A 25,127-nucleotide genomic window follows, 5' to 3' on the forward strand; every position below is an offset into this window, starting at 1 on the left:
GCCTCAGCCAGACACGGCTCAAGCCCGAAAGGCCGCGCGCCCATGAATCATCCGCCCCGCGACGTCTCCTGACCCCATGACCGGCAAGAGCGCCGCGAACAGGAGTTGGTGCAGACCGTGATTGATGAAGAGCGGGCATTCCAGGCAGATGAGGACGCAGAGCTGGCTCATGAACAGGATCGGCCAAGCCTCCACATATCCGGACGAGCGCGCGAAGTGCGCTATAACCCGGCGCCCCATATCGAGGAACGCCACCGTAAAGACGATGAGACCGACGATGCCGAACGCGACGATGGCGTCGATGAAGTTGTTGTGGAAAAACCAAAGCTTTTGCTTGGTCACGAAATGCAGATATGCGGCCGTTGTGAGCGGGCTGTCCCAGTAAGCTCTGTATCCGACACCGATCAGCGGCTCGCGCCAGAATTGATCGAGTCCGAACTGCCAGAGGATCGTACGGCCCGTCAGCGTCTTGTCCTTGCCGAGGTCGGAGAGCAGGCTCGCCGAGATGTCTGCGCCTCGCGCGGCGAGCACGACAATGCCAATGCCCGCGAGTGCGATGACGAGGCCGAGGCAGAAGCCCGTCACGTGCTTGCCCTGCCGCCACGCGAAGATCGCGGCAAGGGGCGCCAGTCCCACCATCGCCGCCACCAGCGCCGTGGCCGAGTGGGTTGCCACGAGAAGCGCCAACGCGAGGCCGAACCCCACAGCGGTGAGGAGTCGGTTCCAACCCTGGAGGAACAGGCAGGCTGCGCACAGGATTTGCAAGCTCGCCATGGAGCCCAGAACGTTCTTATGTGAATAGATACCGGCCCAGTCGCCGTTCATCCCGCGTGTGAGGCTCGGGGCCGCGACCGTGAGGATGGCCGACAGGATCTGAGCGAACAGAAGACCCAGGAAGACAATCCGGATTATGCGCGACAGACCCATCGTGGTGCGCAGCGCAATGCCGGCCACGATGGTCGCGAGCAATTGCAATCCGTAATAGGCCGAGAGGCCGGGTGTCAGGGACCACAGAGCCGACACGATCGCCAGGAGCGGCCAAGTCAGCAGCAGCAACCGACTTCCGAACAGGGTCGCGGCAAGGTCGCGGCGCAGGACCAGGAACACCAGGGCGCCGAGATCGGCACAGGCCCAGATCAGCCTTTCGAGACCCGGCAGCTTGATCTGCTCGCCGATCACGGGCGCGAAGACGAACAGGGCGATCCACGGGATGGCGGCGACGCCGAGCTTCGGCATGGCATCGGTCGCGCCTTCGTCGCGCGCCGCGCCGTTCCAGCGAGGACCGACGCCGGACGGGCCGAACGGTGACCACGCCACGCCCGCCGCATGTCCGGTTTCGAGGGTGGCCAAGTCGCGTGGAAACGCCATCGTTCGATCTCGGGTCCCCGGATGAGGCGGTGCCATCTCGGACGCGCGAGCCCTCTACGGCCCGACGCAGCCGCGGACTCGGCCCCTCGCGATCCGACGCTAGCCCGACCGATGCGGGCGCTGAACTCGACCAAACGAGGTAGGGGCGGCTCGCGCGGCGGACGCCTCCGATCGACCGAACCGACGCCGGATCACGCTCCGGCGGCACCGCCCGAGTTACGATGCCGCACCCGGGCCCGGCAGGGGCGACCCATGCGCGCCCCCCTGCGACAAAGGTCTGTTTTCACCAGCTCGGGGCACGTCAAACGCGCAGATGTCCCGATCGGACCCGACCGCTTCGAAGATCTTAGACAATCGGCACGGAACTCATGGGACGATTAGGCACTTGGACGTTCGTTGAATCTTGGAGGAGCGTTTGATGAAGGTCTCACGTCTGGCGGGCGCGGTTGCGCTTCTGGCCGTCGCTGCCGGTCCCGCTTTCGCGGCCCCGTGCAGCACTGGAACCACAAAATCGAAGACCCCTGATCAGCAGGCTTCCAACCCGAACAGCTCCGATGTCGACAAGTCGAGCAAGAATCTGGCCGGCGGCCAGCAGCCCGCCTCGCCCGGCACGGTCGGCGCCATGAACAACGCCGGCGCGACGCAGACCGCGGATCGGCAGGCCCCGACCGATGCGGGCGCGAAGTCGAAGTCGACGGACCCGGCTGCCGCAAATCTGGCTGGTGGCCAGCAGCCCGCCTCGCCCGGCACGGTGGGCGCCATGAACAAGGCCGCTGCTGACAGGCAGACCGCTCCGGTCTCCGACGACGGCTGCTGATCCGAACCGTACCCTTTCCCGCTCTATGGAAGCCCGCTTCGCAGTGTCGAGGCGGGCTTTTTCGTTCCTGTCTTCCGGCCGCGGCGAACCCTGGCTCCCGATCGAGCGAACCGGTTTGAACCGGCCAAGTTCGGGTGTATCTGGCATCAAAACCGGGTAGATTCGGCAATCGAGGTTAGGGGAGGAGCGCGACGTGGGTGGTCGCCGGGCGATGCTGCTCATCGGAGGGATGGTGCTCGCCGCGGCCGGTCTCGCCGTCACGCCACCGGGCGAAAGGCTGCGGGCGGATGCGGGCCCGATCATCGCGGAGATGCGGGCGCGGGCAACGGCGCTCGTCCCCGATTGGCGCGATGGTCCACCTGCAGCGGCACAGCTTCCGGCGCCGCGCACCGCCGTCGAGGATGGACGGACGGTGGTGCGGCTGACGGCAGCCGAGCGCGCGCGGATCGGGCTCGTGGCCGAGTCACGGCCGGCCGTGCTTCACCGGCAGGAACTGACCGCCTACGGCAGCGTCCTCGACCTCGCCCGGATCACCGAACTCACCAACAGCTACGCGGGCGCCGTCGCGGCGCTCCAGACGGCGCGCGCCCGTGTCGAAGTCTCGGCCAGTGCTGCCCGCCGGGCCCGTAACCTCGGCGCCGGCGTGGTGGCGGTGGCGCAGATCGAAACCGCCGAGGGCACGCTCCTGACCGATCAGGCGTCGATGACGGTGGCGGAGTCGCAGTTGCGGACGCTCGCCGCCACGGCGCGCCAGGAATGGGGTTCGGTGCTCGGCAAGGCGATCATCGAGCGGTCTCCGCTGGTGACGCGCCTGATCGAGCGGACCGATTTCCTCATGCAGGTCACCTTACCGCCCGGGGAGACGCTTCCCGAAGCGCCGCAGGCCGCCTTCGCCGAGGTGCCGCCCCAGAGCGCGCGGGTTGCCCTCCGGCCGGTCTCGCCCGCGACGCGGACCGATCCGCGGATCCAGGGGCAGAGCTTCTTCTACCTGGTCTCCGGCGACAGCGGCCTCCTGCCCGGCACCAGCACGATGGCGTTCCTGCCGGCGTCCCGCGCGGTCAAGGGCGTCCTCGTGCCGGAGGATGCCGTCGTCCACGGAGAGGGCGGCACCTGGGTGTATCGCGGCACCGGCGACGGCGCCTACGTGCGCCATCCGGTCCGGCCGGATGCCCCGATGTCGGCCGATGCCTTCGTCGTCGAGGACCTGCCGGACGGCAGCGAGATCGTGCTGCGGGGGGCGCAGGCGCTCCTCTCGGAGGAGATGAAGAGCCGCATCCGCGTCGTGGGCGACGACGATGACTGAGCCCTCCCCTGCAGCCGGCCGCGGCGGCGGTTTGCAGGCCGCACTCGTGGGCTTCGCCGTCCGCCTGCCGCGGGTGGTCCTCGCGCTGGCCTGCGCGGTCCTGATCTTCGGGCTCTACGCCCTCGCGGGGGCCCGGTACGATGTCTTCCCCGAGTTCGCGCCGCCGACGGTGACGATCCAGACCGAAGCACCGGGCCTCGATTCCGAACAGGTCGAGGTGCTGGTCACGCAGCCCGTCGAGGTGGCAGTCGGCGGCCTGCCGGGCCTGGAGACCCTGCGCTCCACCTCGATCCAGGGCCTGTCGGTGATCACCGCGGCGTTCAGGCCCGGCAGCGACGTCGACCGGATCCGCCAGCGGGTCAACGAGCGTCTGGCGGCACTGGCCGGCCGCATGCCCGACGGCGTGACAGCCCCCGCCATGACCCCGCTCACTTCTTCGACGCTCACCGTCCTCCTCGTCGGGCTGACCGCCGAGGCCCGCGACGCCATGGACCTGCGCCAGATCGCGGAATGGACCGTGCGCCGGCGGCTCCAGGCGGTGCCCGGCATCGCCCAGGTCTCGCTCTATGGCGGCGGCGTGCGCGCCCTGCAGGTTCAGGTCCGCTCCGACGACCTGATCCGCTTCCAGATCGGCCTCAACGACGTCCTGGCGGCCGCCCGAAAGGGGACCGGCGTGCGCGGGGCGGGCTTCGTCGACACGCCGAACCAGCGTGTCCTGCTCCGGACGGAGGGGCAGTCCCTCACGCCGGAGGCGCTCGGACAGATCGTGCTGCACAACGACGGCGGGGCGAGCGTCGTGCTCTCGGATGTGGCCACCGTCACGGCCGCCCCGGAGCCGGCGATCAGCGCGGCGCTCGTGGACGGCAAGCCCGGCGTGCTGCTGATGGTCGGCGCCCAGGTGGGCGTCGACACGCGCGCCGTGACGGCCCGCCTGGAGGCGGCCCTGGACGAGCTGCGCCCGGTTCTGAAGCGCGAGGGCGTGAGCCTGCGGGCGGACCTGTTCCGGCCTGCGAACTTCGTGGATGTCGCCACGGGCAACGTGATCCAGGCGCTGGCGCTGGGCGGCGTGCTGGTGATGATCGTACTCCTCGTCTTCCTGGCGGATTGGCGGGCGGCGGTGATCAGTGCAGCGGCAATCCCGCTGTCGCTGATCACCGCCGCGCTCGTTCTCCAAGCCTGGGGCGAGAGCCTCAACACCATGACGCTGGGCGGGCTGGCCCTTGCCATCGGGGAGGTGGTCGACGACGCGGTAATCGGCGTCGAGAACGTCTCCCGCCGCCTGCGGGAGGCGCGGGGCGGACGGCGCAGCATCCCCCGCGTGGTTCTGGCCGCGATGCTCGAGGTGCGGACGTCGGTCGCCTACGCGACGCTCGCGGTGATCCTGATGTTCCTGCCCATCCTCGCGTTGACCGGCGTCGCCGGCCGGCTGTTCGGTCCGCTGGCGCTGGCCTACATCGCGGCGGTCGTCGCCTCGCTTCTGGTCGCGCTCACGGTCACGCCGGCCCTCGCGATCCTGCTCCTCGGCAGTCGTTTGACGCGCCATGCGGGCGCCGCTCCGCCCGACCCGCCGGTGGTGCGCTGGAGCCGGGCGGCCTATCTGCGGCTGCTCGCCGGCATCGGGCGGATGCCGCGGATCGCCATGGCCGGCGCGCTGCTGGTGACCCTTGCGGGGGCCGCCATCCTGCCGACCCTCGGAGCGGTGTTCCTCCCCAACCTGAAGGAGGGACACATGATCCTGCACATGGTGGCCATTCCCGGCACCTCCCTGCAGGAATCGCAGCGGCTCGGGACCCTGATCACCGGCGATCTGAAGGAGATCCCCGGCGTGCGCGCCGTGGCGGCGCAGATCGGGCGCGCCGAGGCCGCCGAGGATACCGCCGGGCCGCATTACAGCGAGATCCACATCGATCTGGAGCCCGGCCTCGACGGGGCTGCCCAGCGCCGCGTCGAGGCCGGCATCCGGACGCTGATCGCCGGCTTCCCGGGGGCGGCCTTCTCGCTCAAGACGTTCCTCACCGAGCGCATCGAGGAGACCGTCTCGGGCTTCACCGCACCGGTCGTGGTCAACGTGATCGGCAGCGATCTCGACCGGATCGAAGCGGCGGCCCGCTCGGTCGCGCAGGAACTCTCGGAGGTGAAGGGTGCCCGGGACGTCCAGCAGGCCTCGCCCGCCGGGCTGCCGCAGGTCACGGTGGCGCTGCGCCCGGTGGATCTGCGGCATTGGGGCCTCGATCCCGTGGAGGTGCTGGAGGCGGTGCGCACCGCCTACCAGGGCGACACGGTGGGCCAGACCTATCGCGGCAACGCCGTGTTCAACGTGCTGGTGATCCTCGACGCACGCGTGCGGGATCGCCTCAGCGCGGTGGGGGACCTGCCCCTGCGGGCCCCCGGCGGGCGCTATGTCCGCCTGTCGCAGGTCGCCGACGTCTACGAGAGCGCCGGCCGATACCAAGTGCAGCATCTCGGAGCACAGCGCGTGCAGGCGGTGACCGCCAACGTCGCCGACCGCGATCTGGCGGGATTCGTGGCGGCGGCCAAGCGCAAGATCGCCCGCGAGGTTCGGCTGCCCGAGGGGGTCTACGTGACCTTCTCGGGCGCCGCCGAGGCCCAGGCGGCCGCCCGCCGCGACCTCCTCGTCCATGCCGGGCTCGCCGGCTTCGGGATCGTGGTGCTCCTCGCCATCGTGACCGGTTCGGCGGCGAACCTGCTGCTGGTGCTCGTCAACCTGCCCTTCGCCTTCGTGGGCGGCGTGGCCGCGGCGGCGCTGACCGGCGGGGTCTTGTCGCTCGGCTCGATCGTCGGGTTCGTGACCCTGTCGGGCATCTCGCTGCGCAACAGCGTGATGCTGATCGCCCATTACGAGCAGATGGTCACCCGGGACGGGCGATCCTGGGACGCGGCCACGGCGGCGGAGGGCGCCGCGGACCGGATGGTGCCGATCCTGATGACCTCCCTGGTCACGGGTCTCGGCCTGCTGCCGCTGGCGCTCGGCGCCGGCGAGCCCGGCCGTGAGATCGAGGGCCCGATGGCGCTCGTGATCCTCGGCGGCCTCGTCACCTCGACGGTGCTGAACCTGCTGATCCTGCCGGTGCTGGCGCTCCGCTTCGCCCGGTTCCGGCGCGTGGATCCCGCGGATCTGGAGCTGACCGCGATCGGGTCCTGACGGCGGGCCGATCCGGCCTCGCGCCGCAGGTCGCCGCTGGTCCTACCACCAGCTCGCGCGGGTCTCGGGGGCGGCCGGCCGGTTGGCCGAGGCCGGGCGCAGGGAGTGATCGAGGGCGGCCAGCACGCGGCGCACGGCGTCCTCGTAGGTCGCCGCCACCGGTTCGCGCGGCCGGGCGAGCCCGATCGGCACGGTCTCGTCCAGGCGTCCCGGCCGCGGCCGCATCACCACCACCCGGTCGGCCAGGGTGACGGCCTCTCCGACGTCGTGCGTGACGATCAGGATCGTCGGCTTCGACTCGGCCCAGAGATCGAGGAGCTGCTCGTGCAATCCCTTCCGGGTGAAGGCGTCGAGGGCGGAGAACGGCTCGTCGAGGAGCAGGACCCGCGGCCGCGCCACGAAGGCCCGGGCGATGGCCACGCGCTGCTGCTGGCCTCCGGACAGTTCCCGGGGCCAGCGGCCACCGTGCTCGGCGAGGCCGACCCGCTCCAGAGCATGGGTCACGCGCGCCCGGCGCTCGAACCGCGGGAGGTCGGCGAGGCCGAAGCCGACATTGCCGGCCACGTCGAGCCAGGGCAGCAGCCGCGGCTCCTGGAACACGACGCCGACGCTCGGATGGGGCGCGCGGATCGTCTCGCCGTCGACCTGCACGGCGCCTTGGCTCGCCTGATCGAGCCCCGCGATCAGCCGGAGCAGCGTCGTCTTTCCGCAGCCCGAGCCGCCGATCAGCGCGACGATCTCGCCCTGCTGGACCGACAGGTCGATGCCCGACAGGGCCCGCGTGCCGTCGGCATAGGTCTTGGAGAGGTCGTCGACGGTCAGCACGGGCGTCTCTCGCGCGGTCGCGGGATGGGGATCGGATTGGAACCGCGGCGCGGGACCGTCCCCGGTTCCGCGCCGCGCGTCAGCCCCAATCCTGCGGTCACAGGCTGTCCCGCACGGTATCCTGCCATCGGGTCAGGGGCCGTGTCAGCGTCAGCAGGGCCATGTCGGCCGCCTTGCCCACGAGGGCAAAGGCGATGATCGCCGCCACGATCTGATCCGGCTTGCTGAACTGCTGGCCGTCCACGAGCAGATAGCCGAGGCCCTCGGAGGCGCCCATCAGTTCCGCCGCCACGACGAACAGGAAGCCGAGACCGAGCCCCGTGCGCAGCCCGACGAGGGTCGCCGGCAGCACGGCCGGCAACAGGATCCGGCGGGCGAGAGCAAGGCGGGACAGGCGGAAGATCCGCCCGACCTCGACCAGCTTGCGGTCCACCGAGGCGATCGCCCCCGAGACGCCGACATAGACGGGGAAGAACACGCCCACGGCGATCAACAGCACCTTCGGCGTCTCCAGGATGCCGAACCACAGGATGAAGAGCGGCACCCAGGCCAGAGACGGGACGGCGCGCAGGGCCTGCAGGCTTGGATCGACGAGCCAGCGCAGCAGCGGGATCGTCGCGACGAGGGCACCCGCGATGATCCCGGCCGCCGCTCCGCACAGGAAGCCGAGGCCGACCCGCACGAGGGTCGCCTCGACGTGAAGCCAGAGATCGCCCGACACCGCGAGCTCCCAGAGGGTCGCGCCGATCCGGCTCGGCGGCGGGAGCAGCCGTCCGGAGGCCGCGCCCGTCGCCACCGCGATCTCCCAACCGATCGCCGCGACGAGCGGCAACAGAAGCCCCAAACCCGCGCGGCCGCCCCGCCGCAGCAGCGGCACGCTGCCGCTCACTGTCCGGCGACGGGATTGAAGCGCGCGTAGAGCAGGCCGTCGACGGCCGCGGCCACGTCGGTACCCGCCGGGATCACGCCCGCCTGCTGCAGGGCTGTTCCGGCCGCCTTGATCGACTGGGCCTGGGCTGCGCCGATCGCCGGCTGGGACAGGTCGGTCCGCTCGAGCTGACGGGCGATCACCGGCTCGGGCAGCTTCGTGGCCGCAACGAGGGACGCGGCGAGGGCCTGGGGGTTGGCGAGCGCGTAGGCGCGGGCCCGCTCGTAGGCGGCGATCACCGTCCGGACGAGGTCGGGATGGGCCGTCGCGAACTCCTCCCGGACGTCCAGCAGGCCCCAGGTGTTTGCGGCGGCATCCCGGTAGAACAGCACGTCGCCGTTCTCGATCTCGGCGGCGGCCATCATCGGATCGAGGCCGGCCCAGGCATCGACGTCGCCGCGATCGAGGGCGGTCCGGCCGTCCGGATGCTGCAGCAGCACGAGCTTGGCGTCGCGCTCGGTGAGGCCGGCGCTCTGGAGCGCGCGGATCAGGAAGATGTGCGGATCGGTGCCCCGGGTGACGGCGACGCGCTTGCCCTTGAGATCGGCGGGCTTGGCGATGCCGCTGTCCTTGCGGGTGACGAGCGCCGTCCATTCCGGGCGCGAATAGGCGTAGATCGCCTTGATCGGATTGCCGTTGATCCGCGCCACGAGGGCTGCGGCGCCGGCCGCCGAGCCGAAATCGATGGCGCCGGCGTTCAGGAATTCGAGCGCCTTGTTGGAGCCGAGCGACTGGACCCAGCGGACCTTGATGCCCCGCGGCGCCAGCGCCTCCTCGAGGAAGCCCTTCTCCTTCAGGAGCAGGCCGACCGGATTGTAGGTCGCCCAGTCCAGGCGGACCTCCTTCGGATCCTCGGCCCGGGCCTCGCGCGACAAGAGGCTGCCCAGGCACGCCAGGGCGAGGCCGGCGGCCAGGAGGGATCGGCGGTTCGGGATCATGAATCGGGCCTGGCGTCTGAAGTGGGTGCGGCGGGAGGCGTTCGGTCTGCGGCGCCGTAGCACAGGTCCCGGTTCGCGGTGCGATCCGAGCCGGTTCCTTCGAGGCGGCCGCGTTCGGGGATTCAGCAGCGGCGGCAGATCAGCCGGACGGGTCTTTCGGACCGCGGCGAGGTTCGAGCGCGAACCGTCCACCCGATCCGGACGGCGTCCCTGTTCGTCCCGGGGACATGACCGGACCGCCCATGCGTCTTCATCTTCCCTGCGCTGCCCTTACCGTGACAGTGAATACAAGATCCTGTCGGTCGGCCAAGGAGTCAACGAAACGGCTTTCTCTACTTTGATGGATGAAAGCAAGAATGTTCGTCATTTTGCGACAACACGAGAATATTTTGCGCTTGAACGGAGCGGCGATGCCACTGCGGTTCTCCGACCCTTCTGGGCGCCCATTCAGGCCAGCGACACGCCCTGCGTCCGACGACGGGGGCCGTTCGGCGCGATCGGGGACGTGTGCGGCGCGCAAGGGTGTCGAGCCGCTTGGCGGTCGCGCATCCCGGTTCATCGCGGCCGGTCTGCGCCACGCGGAATCCCGGGCGGACGTCCGGCAGCCGGCGTGCCCCGGCCTGAACCGACGTCGGATTGGATGCGACCCTCCCGCATCGTCGATTGCAGAGCCGGCTGCGTCGTCCCCCCGGGGGCCCGGTACATGGCGTCGGGATCGGCCTTCGTCATTCATCGCTCGATCACGAGATGTGCCGACCCTTCATGCGCGAATATTGATTTGCAGAAAGGCCGGTGAATATTATCGGTTTACGGGTTCGGGCGATTCACGCGGCGATACAGGCGCGATCATGGGGACGAGCATGGGCGCGAACCGGCACGAGCGGGTCCCGGACTTCTCGGGCTATCCGGATCTCGTCGTGATCTATCTCGGCATGAAAGTCCGGACGCTCGCCGGCGTCAGGACTCTCCTCGGCTTCGGACCGCGGATCGCCACGGTCGGCGCGGAACGCCCGGACGGCCTGCTGCACTACGAGAACAACATCATCTTCAGCCTGCGCCCGCTGCATCTGGGCATGCGCTGGTACTGGCGCGACATCGACAGCATGGTCGCCTGGGCGAAATCCGAGCCCCATCGGATCTGGTGGCGGGATTTCCTGCGGGACACGCGCGGCGTCGGCATCTGGCACGAGACCTACCACATGCGCGGCGGCATGGAGGCGATCTACAACGCCGTCCCGGGCGCGGTCGGTTTCTCGGCCTTCATGCCGATGCAGGAGGCGCGCGGCTCCCTGGCGACGCGGCACGCGCGGCATGCCACGTCCGATCTGCACGACCTTCCCTCGGGGAATGCGCCGGAAACGTCCGTGTCCCGCTGACGCGCGCCATGGGCCGTGCCCCGGTGCCGGCCGGTACCGTCCCAGCGGAAGCGGGATGAGCGTCGCGCGTACAACGCTGGGTTCGCTTGCACGGGTGGGTCGGCTAGACTCCGGCCCGCTCACGCGGCACGGAGCAGATCAGCCTCGATGACGGTCGGTTCGATGAGACAGGGCACCCTGCGCCTCGGCGCATTCTTCTACGCGACCGGCCACCATGTTGCGGGCTGGCGCCATTCCTCCAGCGAAGCCGACGGCGGTCTGGTCCTCGAGCGCTATGTCGGCTGGGCGCAGCGGGCCGAAGCCGCCAAGTTCGATCTCATCTTCCTCGAAGATGGCACCGGCATCCGCGACCTCGATCTCCGATCCAGCGAGCGCACCGCGCGCTCCACCCATTTCGAGCCGGTGACGCTCCTGTCGGCACTCGCGGCGGTGACGAGTCGGATCGGTCTCGTCGCCACCACCTCCACCAGCTTCAACGAGCCCTACAACGTCGCGCGCCGGTTCGCGTCCCTCGACCACCTCAGCGGCGGACGGGCCGGCTGGAATCTCGTCACCTCCGCGACCGACGCCGAGGCGGCGAATTTCGGCGGCGACCGGATCGCCCGCCACGCCGACCGCTACGAGCGCGCGGAGGAGTTCGTGGACGTGGTCCTCGGCCTCTGGAACACCTGGGACGATGGCGCGGTGATCATCGACCGCGCCAGCGGGCAATTCTCGAAGCCGGATGGCTTCCGCCCGTTGAACCACCGCGGCAGCCATTTCGAGGTGCGCGGGCCGCTCAACATCTCGCGCACGCCGCAGGGACAGCCCGTGCTGGTGCAGGCCGGCTCCTCCGGGCCCGGCAAGGATCTGGCAGCGCGCACCGCCGAGATCGTGTTCACGGCCAATCAGACGCTGGAGGAGGCGGTGGCCTTCTACGGCGACCTGAAGGAGCGGATGGCGCGGTTCGGCCGCGCCCCGGACGATCTGAAGGTGATGCCGGGCCTGTTTCCCGTCGTCGGCCGCAGCGAGGCCGAGGCGCGGGCGAAATTCGAAGCCCTGCAGGACCTGATCGATCCCGTCGTCGGCCTCGCGCTGCTCGGACGCATGATCGGCGGCCACGACCTGTCGGGCTACGATCCCGACGGGCCCGTCCCGGAATTGCCCGAGACGGACGGCATCAAGTCCCGCCAGCAGCTGATGGTCGATCTCGCCCGTCGCGAAGGTCTGACCCTGCGTCAGCTCTACCTGCGCATCGCGGGCGCCCGCGGCCACTCGCAGATCATCGGCACGGCCGCCCAGATCGCGGACGAGATGGAGGAGCGGTTCCGGGCTGGCGGGGCGGACGGCTTCAACATCATGCCCCCGACGCTGCCCGGCGGCCTCGAGGATTTCATCACGCTGGTCCTGCCGGAGCTTCGCCGGCGCGGCCTGTTCCGCACCGAGTACGAGGGCCGAACCCTGCGGGACCATCTCGGCTCGCGCCCGCCGGCAGGATTCGGGCCTCATCCAGCCAGGACCTAGGGTAGGCGGCCGGTCGCCGCGTGCAGCGACCGGCCTGCGGCGTCTTGGCCATTAAGATGATTGCGCACAAGCGATAATCCCTGTGATACGAGGAGCCATCACGGTCGAAGGCCGCCATGTGCAGGTCGTGGCAGGGGCGACGGGGCATTGACGGATCAGCAGGAACGCACCCGCTTCGAAGCGGAGTTTGCGCGCATCGGCGCGAGTTCCGACCCGTTCGTATCCGCCGTTCGGGCGACGCGGATGCCGATGCTGATCACCGATCCCAATCAGCCGGACAATCCCATCGTCTTCGTCAATGCCGCCTTCTCCACGCTGACCGGTTACGCCCATGACGAGATCATCGGGCGGAACTGTCGGTTCCTGCAGGGGCCCGAGACCAACCGCGCCGATATCGCCAAGATCAGAGCGGCCATCGCGCGCCGGGTGCCGATCGAGATCGAGCTGTTGAACCACAAGAAGAGCGGTGAGCTTTTCTGGAATCGGCTCCTGATCTCGCCGGTCTTCGATCGCGACGGTGAGTTGACCTATTTCTTCGCGTCGCAGTTCGACGTGACCCTGGAGCGGGACAAGCTTGCGCGGATGCATCGCGACCGGCTGGCGCTGGAGCTGGAGGTGGAGCGTCGCACCAGCGACCTCACCCGCAGCGAAGAGCGGCTGCGCTTCATCCTGAAGGCCGGACGCTTCGGCTCCTGGACCCTCGATCTCGCCGACATGCGCCTGGTGGCCTCCGAAACCTGCAAGGAGAATTTCGGACGGGCGGCCGACGACCCCTTCAGCTACGAGGATCTGATCGCGGCGATCGATCCCGAGGACCGCCCGCGCATGCAGGCGGCGGTGCAGACCTCGATCCGCGAGCACAGCGACTACGACATCGAGTACCGGGCGCGCACGCCGCGTGGCGAGCTGCGCTGGCTGCAGATCCGCGGCCAGACCTTCTACGACGCGGTCGGCCAGCCGCTGAGCATGGCCGGCGTCTCCATCGACGTGACCGAGCGCAAGCGCGCAGAGGAGCACCGCACCCTCCTGGCCGACGAGCTGAACCACCGGGTGAAGAACTCGATGGCGACCATGCAGTCCATCGCGCACCAGACTCTGCGCAACGCGGCCTCCGTGGAGGAAGCGCACAAGACCCTCGACGCACGGCTGCAATCGCTCTCGGCCGCCCACGACGTTCTGACCCGCGAGAGCTGGATCGGCGCCACGCTGACCGTGATCGTGGAGGGCACATTGCAGCCGTTCCGCGGCGGCGCGGGGCAGAGGTTCCTGATCAACGGCCCGGAGGTGTGGCTGACGCCGCGCCTGACCCTCGCCTTCACGATGGCTCTGCACGAGCTGGCGACCAACGCGGTCAAGTACGGCGCCCTGTCGAACGACAGGGGACGGGTGATCCTGAACTGGGACGTGGTGGATGGGGCGAGGCCAGCCCACCTCTGGTTCCGTTGGGAGGAAATCGGCGGACCTGCGGTGACGGCGCCGGCCCGCGGCGGCTTCGGCACGCGCCTGATCGAGCGGGCGCTGGCCGCCGAGATGGGAGGCTCGGCGGAAATCGAGTACCGCCCCCGCGGCGTCGTCTTCACCCTGGACGCGCCGTTGCCCGACCGGAGACCGGCCGCAGCGGAGGACCCGACGGCCTGAGGACCTCGAGCGCCGGCGCGCCGCCGTTCACGTCATGCGCGTCAGGACGGCCTCGTTCCAGAACCTGCGATGCAGGAAGGCCATCGCGGCATGGCCGAGGACGACCGCCAGGAGCGTGAAGCCCAGCCAGTAATGGAACAGATCGGCGGGAAGCATCATCCAGGCGATCTTCGTGTCCCGCTCCGGCATCAGGGGGAGACCGTAGGGCGCGAAGGGCTTGCCCGAACCGTACTGGCGCAGCAGCGCGAGGCTGGGGACGAGGATCATCAGCAGATAGATCAGGCCATGACCGGCCAAGGCGGCGCGCCCCGGAGCGCCCGGATGCGACGGGCGCCGGTGGAGATTCGCGAGTCCCCAGGCTCCGCGCAGGAGCACGAGCACGAACAGCGTGAAGCCAAGGGTGAAGTGGCTCCCGCCGACGAGGCGCGTGAGCGCAGTGTCACCGATCGCAACGTAGAGCAGCGCGCCCGTGAATTGCCACGCGAAGAGGGCGGCCATCAGCCAGTGGAAGCCGCGGCTGATGCGGCCGTAGCGGTGCGGGGTGTCCAGCCAGACACTCTGCGGCGCGGCTTCGCGGTTCATCGAACTGGTCATGCCGCGGTCTCGGTCCACAGGTCTCCGGCCATGGCGTCGGCTTGCAGGATCTCGGACGCCGCGGCGGTGAGCGCATGATCCGGTCCGGGCTGGCGCAGATAGGTGGCGAGGTCGCGCGCGAGCCGCTCCAGCCTATGGCCGCGCATGAATCCCTGCAAGCCGACCGAGCGCTGGGCCAGCTGGAGGACATCGAGGCCGGCACGCTCGACCGCGAGGCGGACCAGGTTGATGTAGGCGACCACGCGTGCGGGCGGCATCCCGGCGTCCGATGCGACCTGCGCGCCGCGCTCGATCCAGAGCCGCGCCCCCTCGACCGCGATGGCTCCCTCGCCGAGGCGGGCCAATTGGTGCGGGTCGCCGCCCCGGCCGGTCCGGTTCAGGTGGCCGCGCCAAGCATCGAACACGGCTTCGATGCCGCCGAGCTGGACCGCCGTGAAACGCCACGCGCCGCCCGAGAAGGCCGGCTGCTGGAAATAATCGTCGGGCTGGCCCAGGATGTCGCCGGCATTGACGGCGAGACCGGTGAAATCGACCGTGCCGGTCGCCGAAGCGCGCATGCCCTGCGCGCGCCAGGCCGAGAGATCGGCCCGGGTGCCGGCCTCGAGCGGCACCACCATCATCGCCACGCCGGCCCGGTCCGGATGCCGGGCGGTCACGAGGGCGCGGGTGACGTAGCCGGCGCCCGACGCGAAGGTCTTCACGCCGAGGAGTTGTCCGTCGGTATCGCGCGCCTCGACCCGCAAGCCGCCCTCGGCCGGCTCCGTATTCCAGACTCCGAACAGATGACCGGCGCGCGCGTCGGCGAACAGGCGGCTTCGCTGGTCGGGCGTGCCGTACCGGGCAATGAGTTGGATGGCGTTGACGTGTCCCTCGTAGAGTCGGCCGAGGGCGAGGCTGCCGTAGCCGACCAACCGCAGAACCTCGGCCAGGGCGCCGGCTCCCGGCTCCGTCCCCAGGCCGGCCCCACCCTGTTCCACCGGGACCGGGGCGGCGAGCAGCCCGAGCCGCGCGAGATCGGCAACATCGTCCTGCGGGAAGCCGCCGTCATGGTCCTGGGCATCCGCGCGCGCCGCGGCGGCGGCGGCAATGGTTCGGGCAGCCGCCTCGGAATCGTAGATCGGGTCCAGACGGGTCCACTGGTCCATGCGTCTTTCCCCTTCAAGTCGCGGCCGGGCGCGGCGGAGTGCGCAGACCGCACCGCCGATCCGTGCACGCTGAGCGCCTAGCATCGCGATCCGCGCGGCCCGTTACAGGAGCGCAGCCGCACAGGGTCGAGCGCTCGGATGTCGTCACGTCTCGCCTCCTACCCGCACTGGATGCGGAAGATCATAGAAAGCTAACCTGAGAGTGAACCACCCTTTCCTCATCCGGGGCTGCGACCAATGCGACCGCATTCGGCCGGGCCGGCGGCTGCGCCGCGATGGTTCAGTTCAAAGTCCGGTTGGCGCGCAGCTGCGACACCGCGAGGTCGACGAAGGTCCGCACCTTCGCGGGTGCGCGCCGGCCTTCGGGATACAGCACGTGGACGGGTATCGGCGCCTCCTCGTACTCGTCGAGCACGATCCTGAGGCGGCCTTCGAGCAGATCCGGGCCAATCTGGTAGTGCAGGACCCGCGTCAGCCCCCAGCCTGACCGGGCGGCGGCGATCGGAACCTCGTTGGTGTTGCTCTGAAGGGTGGGATGGACGACCACCCGCTCGTTCCCCGCGAACCGCCATTCCGGCGACGCCCAGGCGCCGGTGGAGACCGCGATCCGGTGCCGCTTCAGATCCGCCGGCGTCGTCGGCACGCCGTGGCGCGCGAAATAGGCCGGGGCGCCGCAGATGACATGGCGGACCGACCCGACCCGAGCCGCCGTCAACCCGGAATCGGTCAAGCGGCCGATCCGGATCGCGACATCGATCCCTTCCTCGACGATGTTGACGGGCCGATCGACGAACAGGGTCCGCGCCGACATGGTCGGGTAGGTGTCGAGGTAGTGGGTCACGATCGGGAGGACGTGCATCTTCCCGAACAGCACGGAGGCCGTGACCGCGAGCGTCCCCGAGGGGGTCGCATTGGAGCCGGCCGCCGCCGACTCCGCCTCGGCGATGTCGGCCAGGATCCGCCGGCAATCCTCGTAGTAGCGGCTGCCCGCCTCCGTGAGCTTCACGGAGCGGGTCGTCCGGATCAGGAGCCGGGCGCCGATGGTCTCCTCGAGGGCCGCCACAGCACGCGTGACGGCCGGCGGGCTCATGTGCAGAAGGCGTGCGGTCTGCGCGAAGCTCCCCGTCTCGGCGACCTTGGCGAAGACGCGCATGGTTTGCCAACGATCCAAGGCCTCGCTCCTGGGCTTCGCGAAACGGACCGCGCCGCCGACGCCCGGTCCAGGCTCCCCTCACCCGCCGGGCCGGTGATCAGAACCCGAAATGGCTCAGGCCCGGATGATCGTCCGGCCGGCGTCCGAGGGGCCAGTGAAACTTGCGGTCCGCTTCCGCGATGGGCAGCTCGTTGATGCTGCTGTGCCGGTAGCGCATCAGCCCGTCCTCGGCGAATTCCCAGTTCTCGTTGCCGTAGGCCCGGAACCAGTGGCCGCTGTCGTCGTGGTACTCGTAGGCGTAGCGCACGGCGATCCGGTTGCCGGTGAAGGCCCAGAGCTCCTTGATGAGGCGGTAGTCGAGCTCCCGGTTCCACTTGCGGGTCAGGAAAGCCTCCACCTCCGCGCCTCCGTTCAGGAACTCGGCGCGATTCCGCCAGCGGGTATCGGTCGTGTAGGCCAGGGCGACCTTGGCCGGGTCGCGGCCGTTCCAGCCATCCTCGGCGAGGCGGACCTTCGCGATCGCGCTCTGCTCATCGAAGGGCGGCAGCGGGGGACGGGACATGGTGTACTCCTGGGGTGCGCGAGGTTGCGGGGCCCGGGCCCGATATCGACGCCGCGCACAATGATCGGCCGCCGACGATCCCGGAAGGTGGAAAACGGAGTCGGGTGAAGCGTGCCGGGCGTCACAGCGCGAGCTGCACCCGGTCCGTGCCTTCGGCGGGCACGGCCGAGCAGATCAGCACTTCGTCCTCAGTTACGGCGGCGCTCGGTTCCTTGCGATAGGTTACGGCGCCGGCGAGCAGCTTTGTGCGGCAGGTCCCGCAACTGCCTTCCCGGCAACTGAAGGCGGGTGCGAGGCCGCGGGCTTCGGCGAGGTCGAGGAGGCTACCGGACTCGGGGGTCCAGCGCGCCTCCTTGCCGGTGTCGAGGAAGGCGACGGGCACCGGTTTCGTTGAGGGTGGCGGGCGGGGCGGCGCGGCGCCCTCCGACCCCGCCGTCCGGACCAGCGCGGAGGGGCCGAACGCCTCCGCGTGGATCCTGTCGTCCGACACGGTGTAGCCGCGCAACCCGTCATAGAGCGCCTGCGTGAAGGTCGGCGGCCCGCACAGGTAGAAGTCGTAATCGGCGAAAGCCAGGAAGCGCGTGAGCAGCGCCATGTCGATCCGGCCCGCGGCCTCGTAATCGACGCCGGCCCGGGCGTCGGAGACGTCGCTCAGGACGCGCACGATCCGGACGGAGCCCTGCGCCGCTGCGGCCACCTCGGACAATTCCGCGTCGAAGGCGCGATCGGACGGCGCACGTGCGGCGTAGAAGAGCGTGGTCGGTCGGATGTTGCGGGTGCGCAGGCCCTCGTAGACCACGTGCCGGAGCATCGCCAGGAGCGGCGTTATCCCGACGCCGCCGGCCAGCAGCACCGCGGGGCGCGCCGCGTGGGCATCGAGGGAAAAATCTCCGCCCGGCGCCCGCGCCTCGATGATGTCCCCAACCTGGAGGCGGTCGTGCAGGTGCTGCGAGACGATGCCGTCGCGCTTCACGCTGATGCGGTAGGTCGGGTCGGAGGGCGCGACCGAGAGCGTGTAGGTGCGGATCACCGGCGCGTCCGCTCCGGGCAGCGTCACGCGGATCGGGAGATGCTGGCCCGCACGGTGCGGGAGCCGTCCGACTCCGTCGTCCGGAGCCAGATGGAAGGACCGGATGGAGCGGCTCTCGTCGGTGATCTTCGTCACCCGGAAGGGCCGCCAATGCGCGGCACGCTCGGTCGCCCGGACGCGATCGGCGGCCTCCACCCAGTCGCCGGTCATCAGCGCGTTCGGCGACCATCCGTCCGCCTGGAACGACCACCGCAGCGGGAGGGCGCCCCGCCGACGGATGACCCGGCGCGGCCGGAAGCTCCAGAGACGCTCGGCGCCCTGGAAGGCGGCGAGCTCGGGCGAATCCAGGATCACGGCGGCGTCGCCGGTCAGGTGGAGAAGATCACCCGTCGCGAAATCGGTGAAGACCAGCCCTGCCCTGCCGTTGAGGTGGATGTTGCCGAGGGTGGCGAAAAACAGGTTGCCGGCGAAGTCGGGGATCGTGAGCGTACCGTCCGCAGCGACACGGACGAAGCCCGCCTTGCCGCCGCGATGCGAGACGTCGACCTGGCGCCGGCCCTCGCGGTCGGCATACGACGCCACGAAGAACGTGTCGGCCGCCGCGATCAGGGACCGCGCCGCCTCGTCGAGATCCGCGCGCTCCTCGACCGGGGCAGCGACGGGCGCGCGAAGATCCCCGAGGACGGTCATGTCGCGGAGCTGGATGTACTGCGGACAGTTTCCGAAGCTCTGATCGACGTCGAAGTGCAGGATCCCGCCGGCCGTGGACCGGACGATCCCGTTGACGCGGTTCCGTCGACGGCTGTGCAGCTCGATCCCGAGGAGACCGATCGCGTCGCCCTCCCCCGTACCCTCAGCCGCGGGATCGCCCGGGTCGGGCCGCACGGCGATGTCGAGGGCCGTCGGTGTCGGTGAGGTGATGAAGCCCGGGCCGCCGGCGAGAAGCGTGGCCCAGGCATCGCCGCGCCGGTCGACGCTGCCGAGAACGACGAAGGGAATCTGCGCATAGAAGGCGCGGTGCTGATCGGGCATGAAGTCCCGCACCACCCTCTGTCCGATCATTTCCATCCGTTCGGCGGCGCCGACCGTCTCCTGAATGGACTTTTCGCCGGCATGCCATGTCGGCAGCTTCGCAAGGGTCTGACCGTCATCCATCTTCGCGCCCTCCGCTCGATTCCGCTCCCGGATGCGGTGGCATCCAGGCCTGCCGATCACCCCGCGGCCGTGAGGCCGGCGGGTGTCTTCGCGAGAGGGACGAAGCCCGGCAGGCTTTCGACCCGGCGCAGGAACGCCTCGACGTTCGCATAGCTCGACAGATCCACGTTGCCCTCCGGGGCCCGGGCCAGGTAGCTGTAGAGTGCCACATCCGCGATGGTCGGCCGCTCGGCCGCGAGCCAGTCCCGCCCATCGAGATGCGCCTCGAGCCGCGCCAGAAGCGTGTGCGCCCGGGCGATCACCTCCTCCGGATTGAACTTGGCGCCGAAGACCGTGATCAGCCGGGCGGCGGCCGGTCCGTAGGCGAGTTCACCCGCCGCGACCGACAGCCAGCGCTGGACCGCCGCCGCGCCCTGCGGATCCTCGGGCAGCCAATCGGACCGGCCGAGCCGTTTCGCGACGTAGACCAGGATGGCGTTGGAATCGGAGACGATCACGCCGTCGTCGTCCAGCACCGGTACCTGACCGAACGGGTTCATCGCGCGAAAGGCCGGCGTCCTGTGCTCGCCCGCCTTCAGGTCGACCTCGACCAGCTCATGCGGCGCGCCGACCAGGGACAGGAACAGGCGAGCCCGGTGCGCGTGGCCCGAGAGGGGATGATGGTAGAGCTTCATGGTGGCGGTTCTCCGTCGGGGGCCGGGACTGCCCCGCGCCGCGACGGTAGAATGCTGCCGTCGCGGCTTCGGCGGAATGCGCGTTCTGCGCAGCACATCATTCCGGAAATCGGAATAATCATCGGCGCCTGTCGCCGGCCTCGCACGAGAGCCGGGATCGCGACCAGTCCTCGGATCCGTGCCGGCGCGCCGATGCCGCGCGCGAAGGTTCGGGGACGTGAGGAGCGATTGGAGGGATGACGTCCTCTTTTCGGGTTGCACCTGCGGGATCCGCGTGCTCGTCTCACCCGCCTTCGCCTCCGCCGGGCCCGCGGACGGGTCGTCGATAGGATTCTCGCCATGGGCCACCTCTCGACGCACGTGCTGGACACCACCTCGGGCAGGCCGGCTGCCGGCGTGGTCATCGAACTGCGCCGCCTCGCCGCCGACGGGACGGCGGAGCCTATCGCCTCGGCCGTCACCAATGCCGACGGGCGGACCGACGGTCCCCTGCTGGACGAGGCGACCCTGTCGGCCGGCACCTACGAATTGCTCTTCCACGTCGGCGCGTATTTCGCCCGGACGGGCCTGGACGGATCGCCACCCTTTCTCGATGTCATCCCCGTCCGATTCGGGGTCTGCGACCCGGACGGGCGCTATCACGTCCCCTTGCTCGTCACGCCGTGGAGCTACGCGACCTATCGCGGAAGCTGACGTGGTCCCGCGCCGGAAGGAACGGGTGGCAGGGCTGAAGAGCCGCGTCGAAGGCCGCGCAGAGAGGGGCGGGACGCAACCTCCGAAAGGACCGCGCGGGCCTTGACACGGGCTTCATAACCGAAGAGCCTAGTTTTCAGGCGCGGGGCAAAGCTGCCCAGTTTCGCGCCACAATGTCTCGACCTTTCCCGGCGATGCCGCCCGCAGTGCTCACGCACTGGCGGGCTTTTTGCGTTCTGAAGGATTGCATGGGCCTCAGCCATCACAGCATCGGCATCCTGTTCTCCACGGACGGTCCCTACGGCCTCGTGGGGCGGGCCATGCTCAACGGCGCACGGCTGGCGGTCGAGGAGGTGAACGCGCAGGGCGACATCATCCTCGAGCCGGTGATCTGCGACCCGCAGGGCGCCCTCGCCGGATACGTCGCCGGCGCCGAACAGCTCCTCGGCGCGGGCATCCGCCACGTCGTCGGCTGCTACACCTCGTCGAGCCGCAAGGAGATCATCCCGATCTTCGAGAAGCGGGATGGATTGCTCTGGTATCCATCGCATTACGAAGGCTTCGAGACGTCGGCGAATGTGATCTACACCGGCGCCGCACCGAATCAGCACATCGTCCCCCTGGTCCGATACCTGCTCGCCCGGGGCGGCCGTACCGCCTTCTGCGTCGGATCCAACTACATCTGGGCATGGGAGAACAACCGGATCCTGCGCGAGACGCTGGCGATCGCGGGCGGCCAGGTCACGGGTGAACGCTATCTCGCAGTGGGCGAGACCGCCCTCGGGCAGGTGATCGAGGCGATTCTGGACGCGAAGCCGGACTTCGTCTTCAACACCCTGATCGGGACGTCGGCGTATCGCTTCTTCCGCGATTTCCGGAGCGCCTGCCGCGCGCGCGGCATCGACCAGCCGCGGACGTTGCCGGTGGCGAGCTGCAGCCTCGCCGAGCCGGAATTGGAGGCGATCGGGCCGGAGGCGGTCGACGGTCACCTGTCGTCGAGCGTCTACTTCACGTCGATCGACTCTCCCCGAAACCGAGCCTTCACGGCCGCCTATGCGGCGCGCTTTCCGGACGGGCCGACCGCGTCGGCCGATACCGAATCCTCCTACATCGCGGTCCATCTCCTGGCGCGGGCGCTGGCGCGGGCCGGGACGGAGGACGCCGCGACGGTGCGCAGGACCGCCTGCATGGACGCGTTCGACGCGCCGCAGGGGCCGGTCCGTCTCGACGAGACCACGCTCCATGCCTGTCTGACGCCCCGGATCGGCCTCTCGACGGCGGCGGCCCGCTTCAGCATCGTGGCGCAGGCGGACGAGCCGGTGGCGCCGGATCCCTATCTCGTACGCAGCGACCCGCGCGTCGTGCCGGTGAGCCGGCGTCCGCGCCTGCGGGTGGTGCCATGACGAATCCCCGCCTGATCCAGAACTTCAGTGGCGCGCAGGCCCTGCTGATCGCGCCGCCGGGCACCGCCACCGAGGTTCTCGCCGGCACCCTGTTGAAGCTGGGGCTCACGGTCGCCTCGGTCGTCCCGGCCGGCGAAGCGCCCTGGCTCGATTTCGAGAGCCTCGACCCCGAGCGCCACATCGTCATCGTGGACGGCGACCTGCCGCTGCCGGGCATCGCGGCGAGCGCCGTCTCCGATCTGCCACCGGTGCCCGTGGTCGGGCTCGTCGGCGCCGAGGCGCCCAGCCGGCTCAAGGGGCTGCTCCAGCTCGGCGCCACCGGGCTGCTGCGCAAGCCGATCCACGGTGCCTCGGTCTACGCCGCTCTGTTCCTCGCGGTGAACGAGCACAACCGACGGCGCGTGCTTGAGGAACGGCTGGCCCGCCACGAGGAGCGGCGGCGCGGCCGGCGCCACGTCGTCAAGGCGATCCTGCGGCTGATGCAGGAGCACGGCCTCGACGACGACGCGGCCTACGAGGCCCTGCGCCGCGAAGCGATGCGCGCCCGCCAACCCCTCGAAGCGTACTGCGAAGCGCTCATCCGCGCCCGGCCGTCCCCCGTGGCGCCCACCGTGGCGCCGCGACTGGCCCGCTCCTGAAGTTCTTTCGCCCCCCGAAGACGAGGATGCCCTGATGCCGAGAACGCCCCGCGGATCCCGCCTGTCCGCCCTCGCGGCCGCCCTGCTCCTGAGCACACCTTTGGCCGCCCCCGCGGCCCGCGCCGCCGACCCGATCAAGCTCGGCGTCCTCGAGGACCAGTCCGGCGACTTCGCCCTCGCCACGATCGGCAAGGTCCACGGAATCCAACTCGCCGCGGACGAGATCAACGCCGCCGGCGGCATCGCCGGGCGCAAGCTGGAACTCGTGATCTACGACACGCAGTCGGACAACACGCGCTATCAGGAATTCATGCGCCGCGTGCTCCAGCGCGACAAGGTCAACGCCGTCTTCGCGGGCTTCTCCAGCGCGTCCCGCGAAGCCTACAGGCCGATCGTCGACCAGCTCGACGGCTTCGCCTTCTACAACAATCAGTACGAGGGCGGCGTCTGCGACGGCCACATGGTCATCACGGGCGCGGTGCCGGAGCAGCAATTCTCGACGCTGATCCCGTGGATGATGGAGAAGTTCGGCAAGCGGGCCTACACGATCGCGGCCGACTACAATTTCGGTCAGATCTCGGCCGAGTGGGTGCGCAACATCGTCAAGGAGAACGGCGGCGAGATGGTCGGGGAGGAATTCATCCCCCTCGGCGTGTCGCAGTTCTCGCAGACGATCCAGAACATCCAGAAGGCCAAACCCGACATCCTGATGACGCTGCTCGTCGGCACCGCGCAGGCCTCCTATTACGAGCAGGCGGCGGCCGCGAACCTGAAGATCCCGATGGGGTCCTCGGTCAATATCGGCCAGGGCTACGAGCACAAGCGCTTCCAGCCCCCGAGCCTCGCCAACATGTACGTGACCACGAACTACATCGAAGAGGTCGACAGCCCGTCGAGCAAGGCCTTCCTCGCCAAGTGGAAGGCGAAGTTCCCGAACGAGCCCTACGTCAACCAGGAGGCCGAGAACTCCTACCTCGCGGTCTACCTCTACAAGCAGATGGTGGAGCGGGCGAACGGCTCGACCAAGCGGGCCGACCTGCGCAAGGTCATCGCGGCCGGCGACGTCTGCGTGGACGCGCCGGAGGGCAAGGTCTGCATCGACCCCAAGAGCCAGCACGCCTCACACACGATCTCCCTCGCCAAGGTCGACGAGAAGCACGCGATCTCGTTCCCGAAGACCTGGGACAACATCCAGCCCTACTGGCTCGGGAAGGCCGGCTGCGACCTGACGCAGAAGGATCCGATGGCGCAGTACACGCCGAGCAACCCGCCCAAGCCCTGAGGCGCACGATACCGCCGGGGCCCGTGCGCCCCGGCCCCCTCCGTCATGATCGGGCCTCCTGGATGGATCTGCTGACCCACGCCTTCACGTTCCTCTACCAGATCGGCGACGCGTTCTCGTTCCTGGTGCTCTCCGCCTGCGGCCTCGCGGTGGTGTTCGGCATGATGGGCGTGATCAACCTCGCGCACGGCGAACTCATCATGTGCGGGGCCTACGTGACCGCGGCGACGACGCGGGCCGGGCTGCCCCTGCCCCTCGGCATCCTCGCGGGGGCGCTCGCGGCCGGCGCCGTCGGCATGGTGATGGAGCGCCTCGTCATCCGCCACCTCTACGGCCGGCCCCTGGACACGATCGTGGCAACCTGGGGCATCAGCCTCGCGGCGACGCAGGGCACGCTGATCCTGCTGGGCTCCAGCATGCCGGGGATCGGCACGCCGCTCGGCAGCTTCGCGGTCGGCGGCTACTCCTACTCGACCTATCGCGTGGTCCTGATGGTCGCCGCCGTCGCGGTGCTGGCCGGGCTCTACCTCGCCTTCAACGCCACCCGCTTCGGCACCCTGGCGCGGGCCACCATCCAGGTGCCGCACATGGCCGAGGCCCTCGGCGTCGACACGCGCACCGTCTACGCCCTGACCTTCGGCCTCGGCGCGGCGCTGGCGGGCCTCGCGGGCGGGCTCTACGCGCCGACCATGACCATCGTGCCGACCATGGGCACGACCTTCATCATGGAGGCCTTCGTTACCGTGGTGGTCGGCGGCGCCGACATCTTCCTCGGCACGGCGCCGGCGGCGCTCGTGCTCGGCACGGTGCGGGCACTGCTCACCACGTGGCAGGGCCAGCTCTTCGGGCAGATCGGGCTCCTCGTCGCGGTGATCCTGGTGATCCGGGTGCTGCCGCGGGGCATTTCGGGCCTGATCCTGCGCGAGCGGGCGTGAGGCC

General features: G+C 69.7%; 21 protein-coding genes. 11 read left to right on the forward strand and 10 right to left on the reverse strand.

Annotation, left to right across the window (positions count from 1 at the left end; genetic code table 11):
- Positions 1–18: 18 nt before the first annotated feature.
- Positions 19–1,350: an O-antigen ligase family protein gene (locus P9K36_RS19385; protein WP_278305793.1), complete on the reverse strand. Its 1,332-nt coding sequence runs from the start codon at positions 1,348–1,350 to the stop codon at positions 19–21.
- A 436-nt stretch (positions 1,351–1,786) separates the two neighbouring features.
- On the opposite strand from P9K36_RS19385, the gene P9K36_RS19390 reads away from it, so the two are divergent.
- The 3 genes from P9K36_RS19390 (at position 1,787) to P9K36_RS19400 (ending at position 6,651) form a co-directional block, all read left to right on the forward strand.
- Positions 1,787–2,185, forward strand: coding sequence for a hypothetical protein (locus P9K36_RS19390; protein WP_043351879.1), 399 nt, complete (start codon positions 1,787–1,789; stop codon positions 2,183–2,185).
- Positions 2,186–2,378: 193 nt separating this feature from the next.
- Entirely contained in the window at positions 2,379–3,488 is a 1,110-nt protein-coding gene (locus P9K36_RS19395) for an efflux RND transporter periplasmic adaptor subunit (protein WP_278305794.1), read from the forward strand.
- A complete protein-coding gene (locus P9K36_RS19400) occupies positions 3,481–6,651 on the forward strand; it encodes an efflux RND transporter permease subunit (RefSeq protein ID WP_278305795.1) in 3,171 nt (1,056 codons plus the stop codon). The genes P9K36_RS19395 and P9K36_RS19400 overlap by 8 nt, the downstream gene beginning before the upstream one ends.
- A gap of 42 nt (positions 6,652–6,693) precedes the next feature.
- Here the strand turns inward: P9K36_RS19400 and P9K36_RS19405 are convergent, their stop codons facing one another.
- The 3 genes from P9K36_RS19405 to P9K36_RS19415 form a co-directional block, all read right to left on the reverse strand.
- The gene (locus tag P9K36_RS19405; RefSeq protein WP_075380667.1) at positions 6,694–7,476 is read right to left on the reverse strand and encodes an ABC transporter ATP-binding protein; all 783 of its coding nucleotides are present in this window, start codon (positions 7,474–7,476) and stop codon (positions 6,694–6,696) included.
- Positions 7,477–7,573: 97 nt separating this feature from the next.
- Positions 7,574–8,353, reverse strand: coding sequence for an ABC transporter permease (locus P9K36_RS19410; protein WP_236952970.1), 780 nt, complete (start codon positions 8,351–8,353; stop codon positions 7,574–7,576).
- 8 nt (positions 8,354–8,361) lie between these two features.
- Positions 8,362–9,342, reverse strand: coding sequence for an aliphatic sulfonate ABC transporter substrate-binding protein (locus P9K36_RS19415; RefSeq protein WP_278305796.1), 981 nt, complete (start codon positions 9,340–9,342; stop codon positions 8,362–8,364).
- Positions 9,343–10,190: 848 nt separating this feature from the next.
- On the opposite strand from P9K36_RS19415, the gene P9K36_RS19420 reads away from it, so the two are divergent.
- From P9K36_RS19420 to P9K36_RS19430, 3 genes are all read left to right on the forward strand, one after another.
- Positions 10,191–10,718: a DUF4188 domain-containing protein gene (locus P9K36_RS19420; protein ID WP_236952971.1), complete on the forward strand. Its 528-nt coding sequence runs from the start codon at positions 10,191–10,193 to the stop codon at positions 10,716–10,718.
- Between the two features lie 162 nt (positions 10,719–10,880).
- The gene (locus P9K36_RS19425) at positions 10,881–12,221 is read left to right on the forward strand and encodes an LLM class flavin-dependent oxidoreductase (protein WP_075381964.1); all 1,341 of its coding nucleotides are present in this window, start codon (positions 10,881–10,883) and stop codon (positions 12,219–12,221) included.
- Positions 12,222–12,368: 147 nt separating this feature from the next.
- Positions 12,369–13,859 (forward strand): HWE histidine kinase domain-containing protein, encoded by a 1,491-nt coding sequence (locus tag P9K36_RS19430; RefSeq protein ID WP_278305797.1) that lies wholly within the window; start codon positions 12,369–12,371, stop codon positions 13,857–13,859.
- Positions 13,860–13,886: 27 nt separating this feature from the next.
- On the opposite strand, the gene P9K36_RS19435 is transcribed toward P9K36_RS19430, so the two are convergent.
- The 6 genes from P9K36_RS19435 to P9K36_RS19460 all read right to left on the reverse strand — a co-directional run bounded on the left by P9K36_RS19435 (position 13,887) and on the right by P9K36_RS19460 (position 20,172).
- Positions 13,887–14,441 carry a cytochrome b gene (locus tag P9K36_RS19435; RefSeq protein WP_278307309.1) on the reverse strand — a complete coding sequence of 185 codons (555 nt, stop codon included), beginning with the start codon at positions 14,439–14,441 and terminating at the stop codon, positions 13,887–13,889.
- 8 nt (positions 14,442–14,449) lie between these two features.
- Positions 14,450–15,598, reverse strand: a complete 1,149-nt coding sequence (locus P9K36_RS19440; RefSeq protein ID WP_278305798.1) for an acyl-CoA dehydrogenase family protein — start codon at positions 15,596–15,598, stop codon at positions 14,450–14,452.
- A 280-nt stretch (positions 15,599–15,878) separates the two neighbouring features.
- Complete coding sequence (locus P9K36_RS19445; protein WP_043356396.1) at positions 15,879–16,769, reverse strand: LysR family transcriptional regulator; 891 nt, start codon at positions 16,767–16,769, stop codon at positions 15,879–15,881.
- A 79-nt stretch (positions 16,770–16,848) separates the two neighbouring features.
- Positions 16,849–17,313: a nuclear transport factor 2 family protein gene (locus P9K36_RS19450; protein ID WP_278305799.1), complete on the reverse strand. Its 465-nt coding sequence runs from the start codon at positions 17,311–17,313 to the stop codon at positions 16,849–16,851.
- A 121-nt stretch (positions 17,314–17,434) separates the two neighbouring features.
- Positions 17,435–19,498, reverse strand: coding sequence for a pyridoxamine 5'-phosphate oxidase family protein (locus P9K36_RS19455; RefSeq protein WP_278305800.1), 2,064 nt, complete (start codon positions 19,496–19,498; stop codon positions 17,435–17,437).
- A 56-nt stretch (positions 19,499–19,554) separates the two neighbouring features.
- The gene (locus P9K36_RS19460) at positions 19,555–20,172 is read right to left on the reverse strand and encodes a glutathione S-transferase (RefSeq protein WP_278305801.1); all 618 of its coding nucleotides are present in this window, start codon (positions 20,170–20,172) and stop codon (positions 19,555–19,557) included.
- 339 nt (positions 20,173–20,511) lie between these two features.
- Here P9K36_RS19460 and uraH point away from each other — a divergent pair, with 339 nt between their 5' ends.
- The 5 genes from uraH (at position 20,512) to P9K36_RS19485 (ending at position 25,123) form a co-directional block, all read left to right on the forward strand.
- Positions 20,512–20,865, forward strand: coding sequence for a hydroxyisourate hydrolase (gene uraH / locus P9K36_RS19465; protein ID WP_053610606.1), 354 nt, complete (start codon positions 20,512–20,514; stop codon positions 20,863–20,865).
- Positions 20,866–21,113: 248 nt separating this feature from the next.
- Positions 21,114–22,268: a transporter substrate-binding domain-containing protein gene (locus P9K36_RS19470; protein WP_278305802.1), complete on the forward strand. Its 1,155-nt coding sequence runs from the start codon at positions 21,114–21,116 to the stop codon at positions 22,266–22,268.
- Entirely contained in the window at positions 22,265–22,906 is a 642-nt protein-coding gene (locus tag P9K36_RS19475; protein ID WP_278305803.1) for an ANTAR domain-containing protein, read from the forward strand. Before P9K36_RS19470 ends, P9K36_RS19475 begins: the two co-directional genes overlap by 4 nt.
- Before the next feature lie 34 nt (positions 22,907–22,940).
- Positions 22,941–24,188, forward strand: coding sequence for an urea ABC transporter substrate-binding protein (locus P9K36_RS19480; RefSeq protein WP_278305804.1), 1,248 nt, complete (start codon positions 22,941–22,943; stop codon positions 24,186–24,188).
- A gap of 62 nt (positions 24,189–24,250) precedes the next feature.
- Entirely contained in the window at positions 24,251–25,123 is an 873-nt protein-coding gene (locus P9K36_RS19485; RefSeq protein WP_043356373.1) for a branched-chain amino acid ABC transporter permease, read from the forward strand.
- Positions 25,124–25,127 lie beyond the last annotated feature (4 nt).

Origin of the sequence: Methylobacterium sp. 391_Methyba4 (genome assembly GCF_029691625.1) — a bacterium.
GTDB lineage: Bacteria > Pseudomonadota > Alphaproteobacteria > Rhizobiales > Beijerinckiaceae > Methylobacterium > Methylobacterium fujisawaense.

What these genes read in the sequence shown, in the direction of transcription:
- P9K36_RS19455 (WP_278305800.1), bottom strand. Translation starts at nt 19,498, where the DNA reads ATGGATGACGGTCAGACCCTTGCGAAGCTGCCGACATGGCATGCCGGC.
- P9K36_RS19460 (WP_278305801.1), bottom strand. Translation starts at nt 20,172, where the DNA reads ATGAAGCTCTACCATCATCCCCTCTCGGGCCACGCGCACCGGGCTCGC.
- P9K36_RS19440 (WP_278305798.1), bottom strand. Translation starts at nt 15,598, where the DNA reads ATGGACCAGTGGACCCGTCTGGACCCGATCTACGATTCCGAGGCGGCT.
- P9K36_RS19480 (WP_278305804.1), top strand. Translation starts at nt 22,941, where the DNA reads ATGCCGAGAACGCCCCGCGGATCCCGCCTGTCCGCCCTCGCGGCCGCC.
- P9K36_RS19400 (WP_278305795.1), top strand. Translation starts at nt 3,481, where the DNA reads ATGACTGAGCCCTCCCCTGCAGCCGGCCGCGGCGGCGGTTTGCAGGCC.
- P9K36_RS19475 (WP_278305803.1), top strand. Translation starts at nt 22,265, where the DNA reads ATGACGAATCCCCGCCTGATCCAGAACTTCAGTGGCGCGCAGGCCCTG.
- P9K36_RS19420 (WP_236952971.1), top strand. Translation starts at nt 10,191, where the DNA reads ATGGGGACGAGCATGGGCGCGAACCGGCACGAGCGGGTCCCGGACTTC.
- P9K36_RS19415 (WP_278305796.1), bottom strand. Translation starts at nt 9,342, where the DNA reads ATGATCCCGAACCGCCGATCCCTCCTGGCCGCCGGCCTCGCCCTGGCG.
- P9K36_RS19435 (WP_278307309.1), bottom strand. Translation starts at nt 14,441, where the DNA reads ATGAACCGCGAAGCCGCGCCGCAGAGTGTCTGGCTGGACACCCCGCAC.
- P9K36_RS19485 (WP_043356373.1), top strand. Translation starts at nt 24,251, where the DNA reads ATGGATCTGCTGACCCACGCCTTCACGTTCCTCTACCAGATCGGCGAC.
- P9K36_RS19470 (WP_278305802.1), top strand. Translation starts at nt 21,114, where the DNA reads ATGGGCCTCAGCCATCACAGCATCGGCATCCTGTTCTCCACGGACGGT.
- P9K36_RS19425 (WP_075381964.1), top strand. Translation starts at nt 10,881, where the DNA reads ATGAGACAGGGCACCCTGCGCCTCGGCGCATTCTTCTACGCGACCGGC.
- P9K36_RS19450 (WP_278305799.1), bottom strand. Translation starts at nt 17,313, where the DNA reads ATGTCCCGTCCCCCGCTGCCGCCCTTCGATGAGCAGAGCGCGATCGCG.
- uraH (WP_053610606.1), top strand. Translation starts at nt 20,512, where the DNA reads ATGGGCCACCTCTCGACGCACGTGCTGGACACCACCTCGGGCAGGCCG.
- P9K36_RS19390 (WP_043351879.1), top strand. Translation starts at nt 1,787, where the DNA reads ATGAAGGTCTCACGTCTGGCGGGCGCGGTTGCGCTTCTGGCCGTCGCT.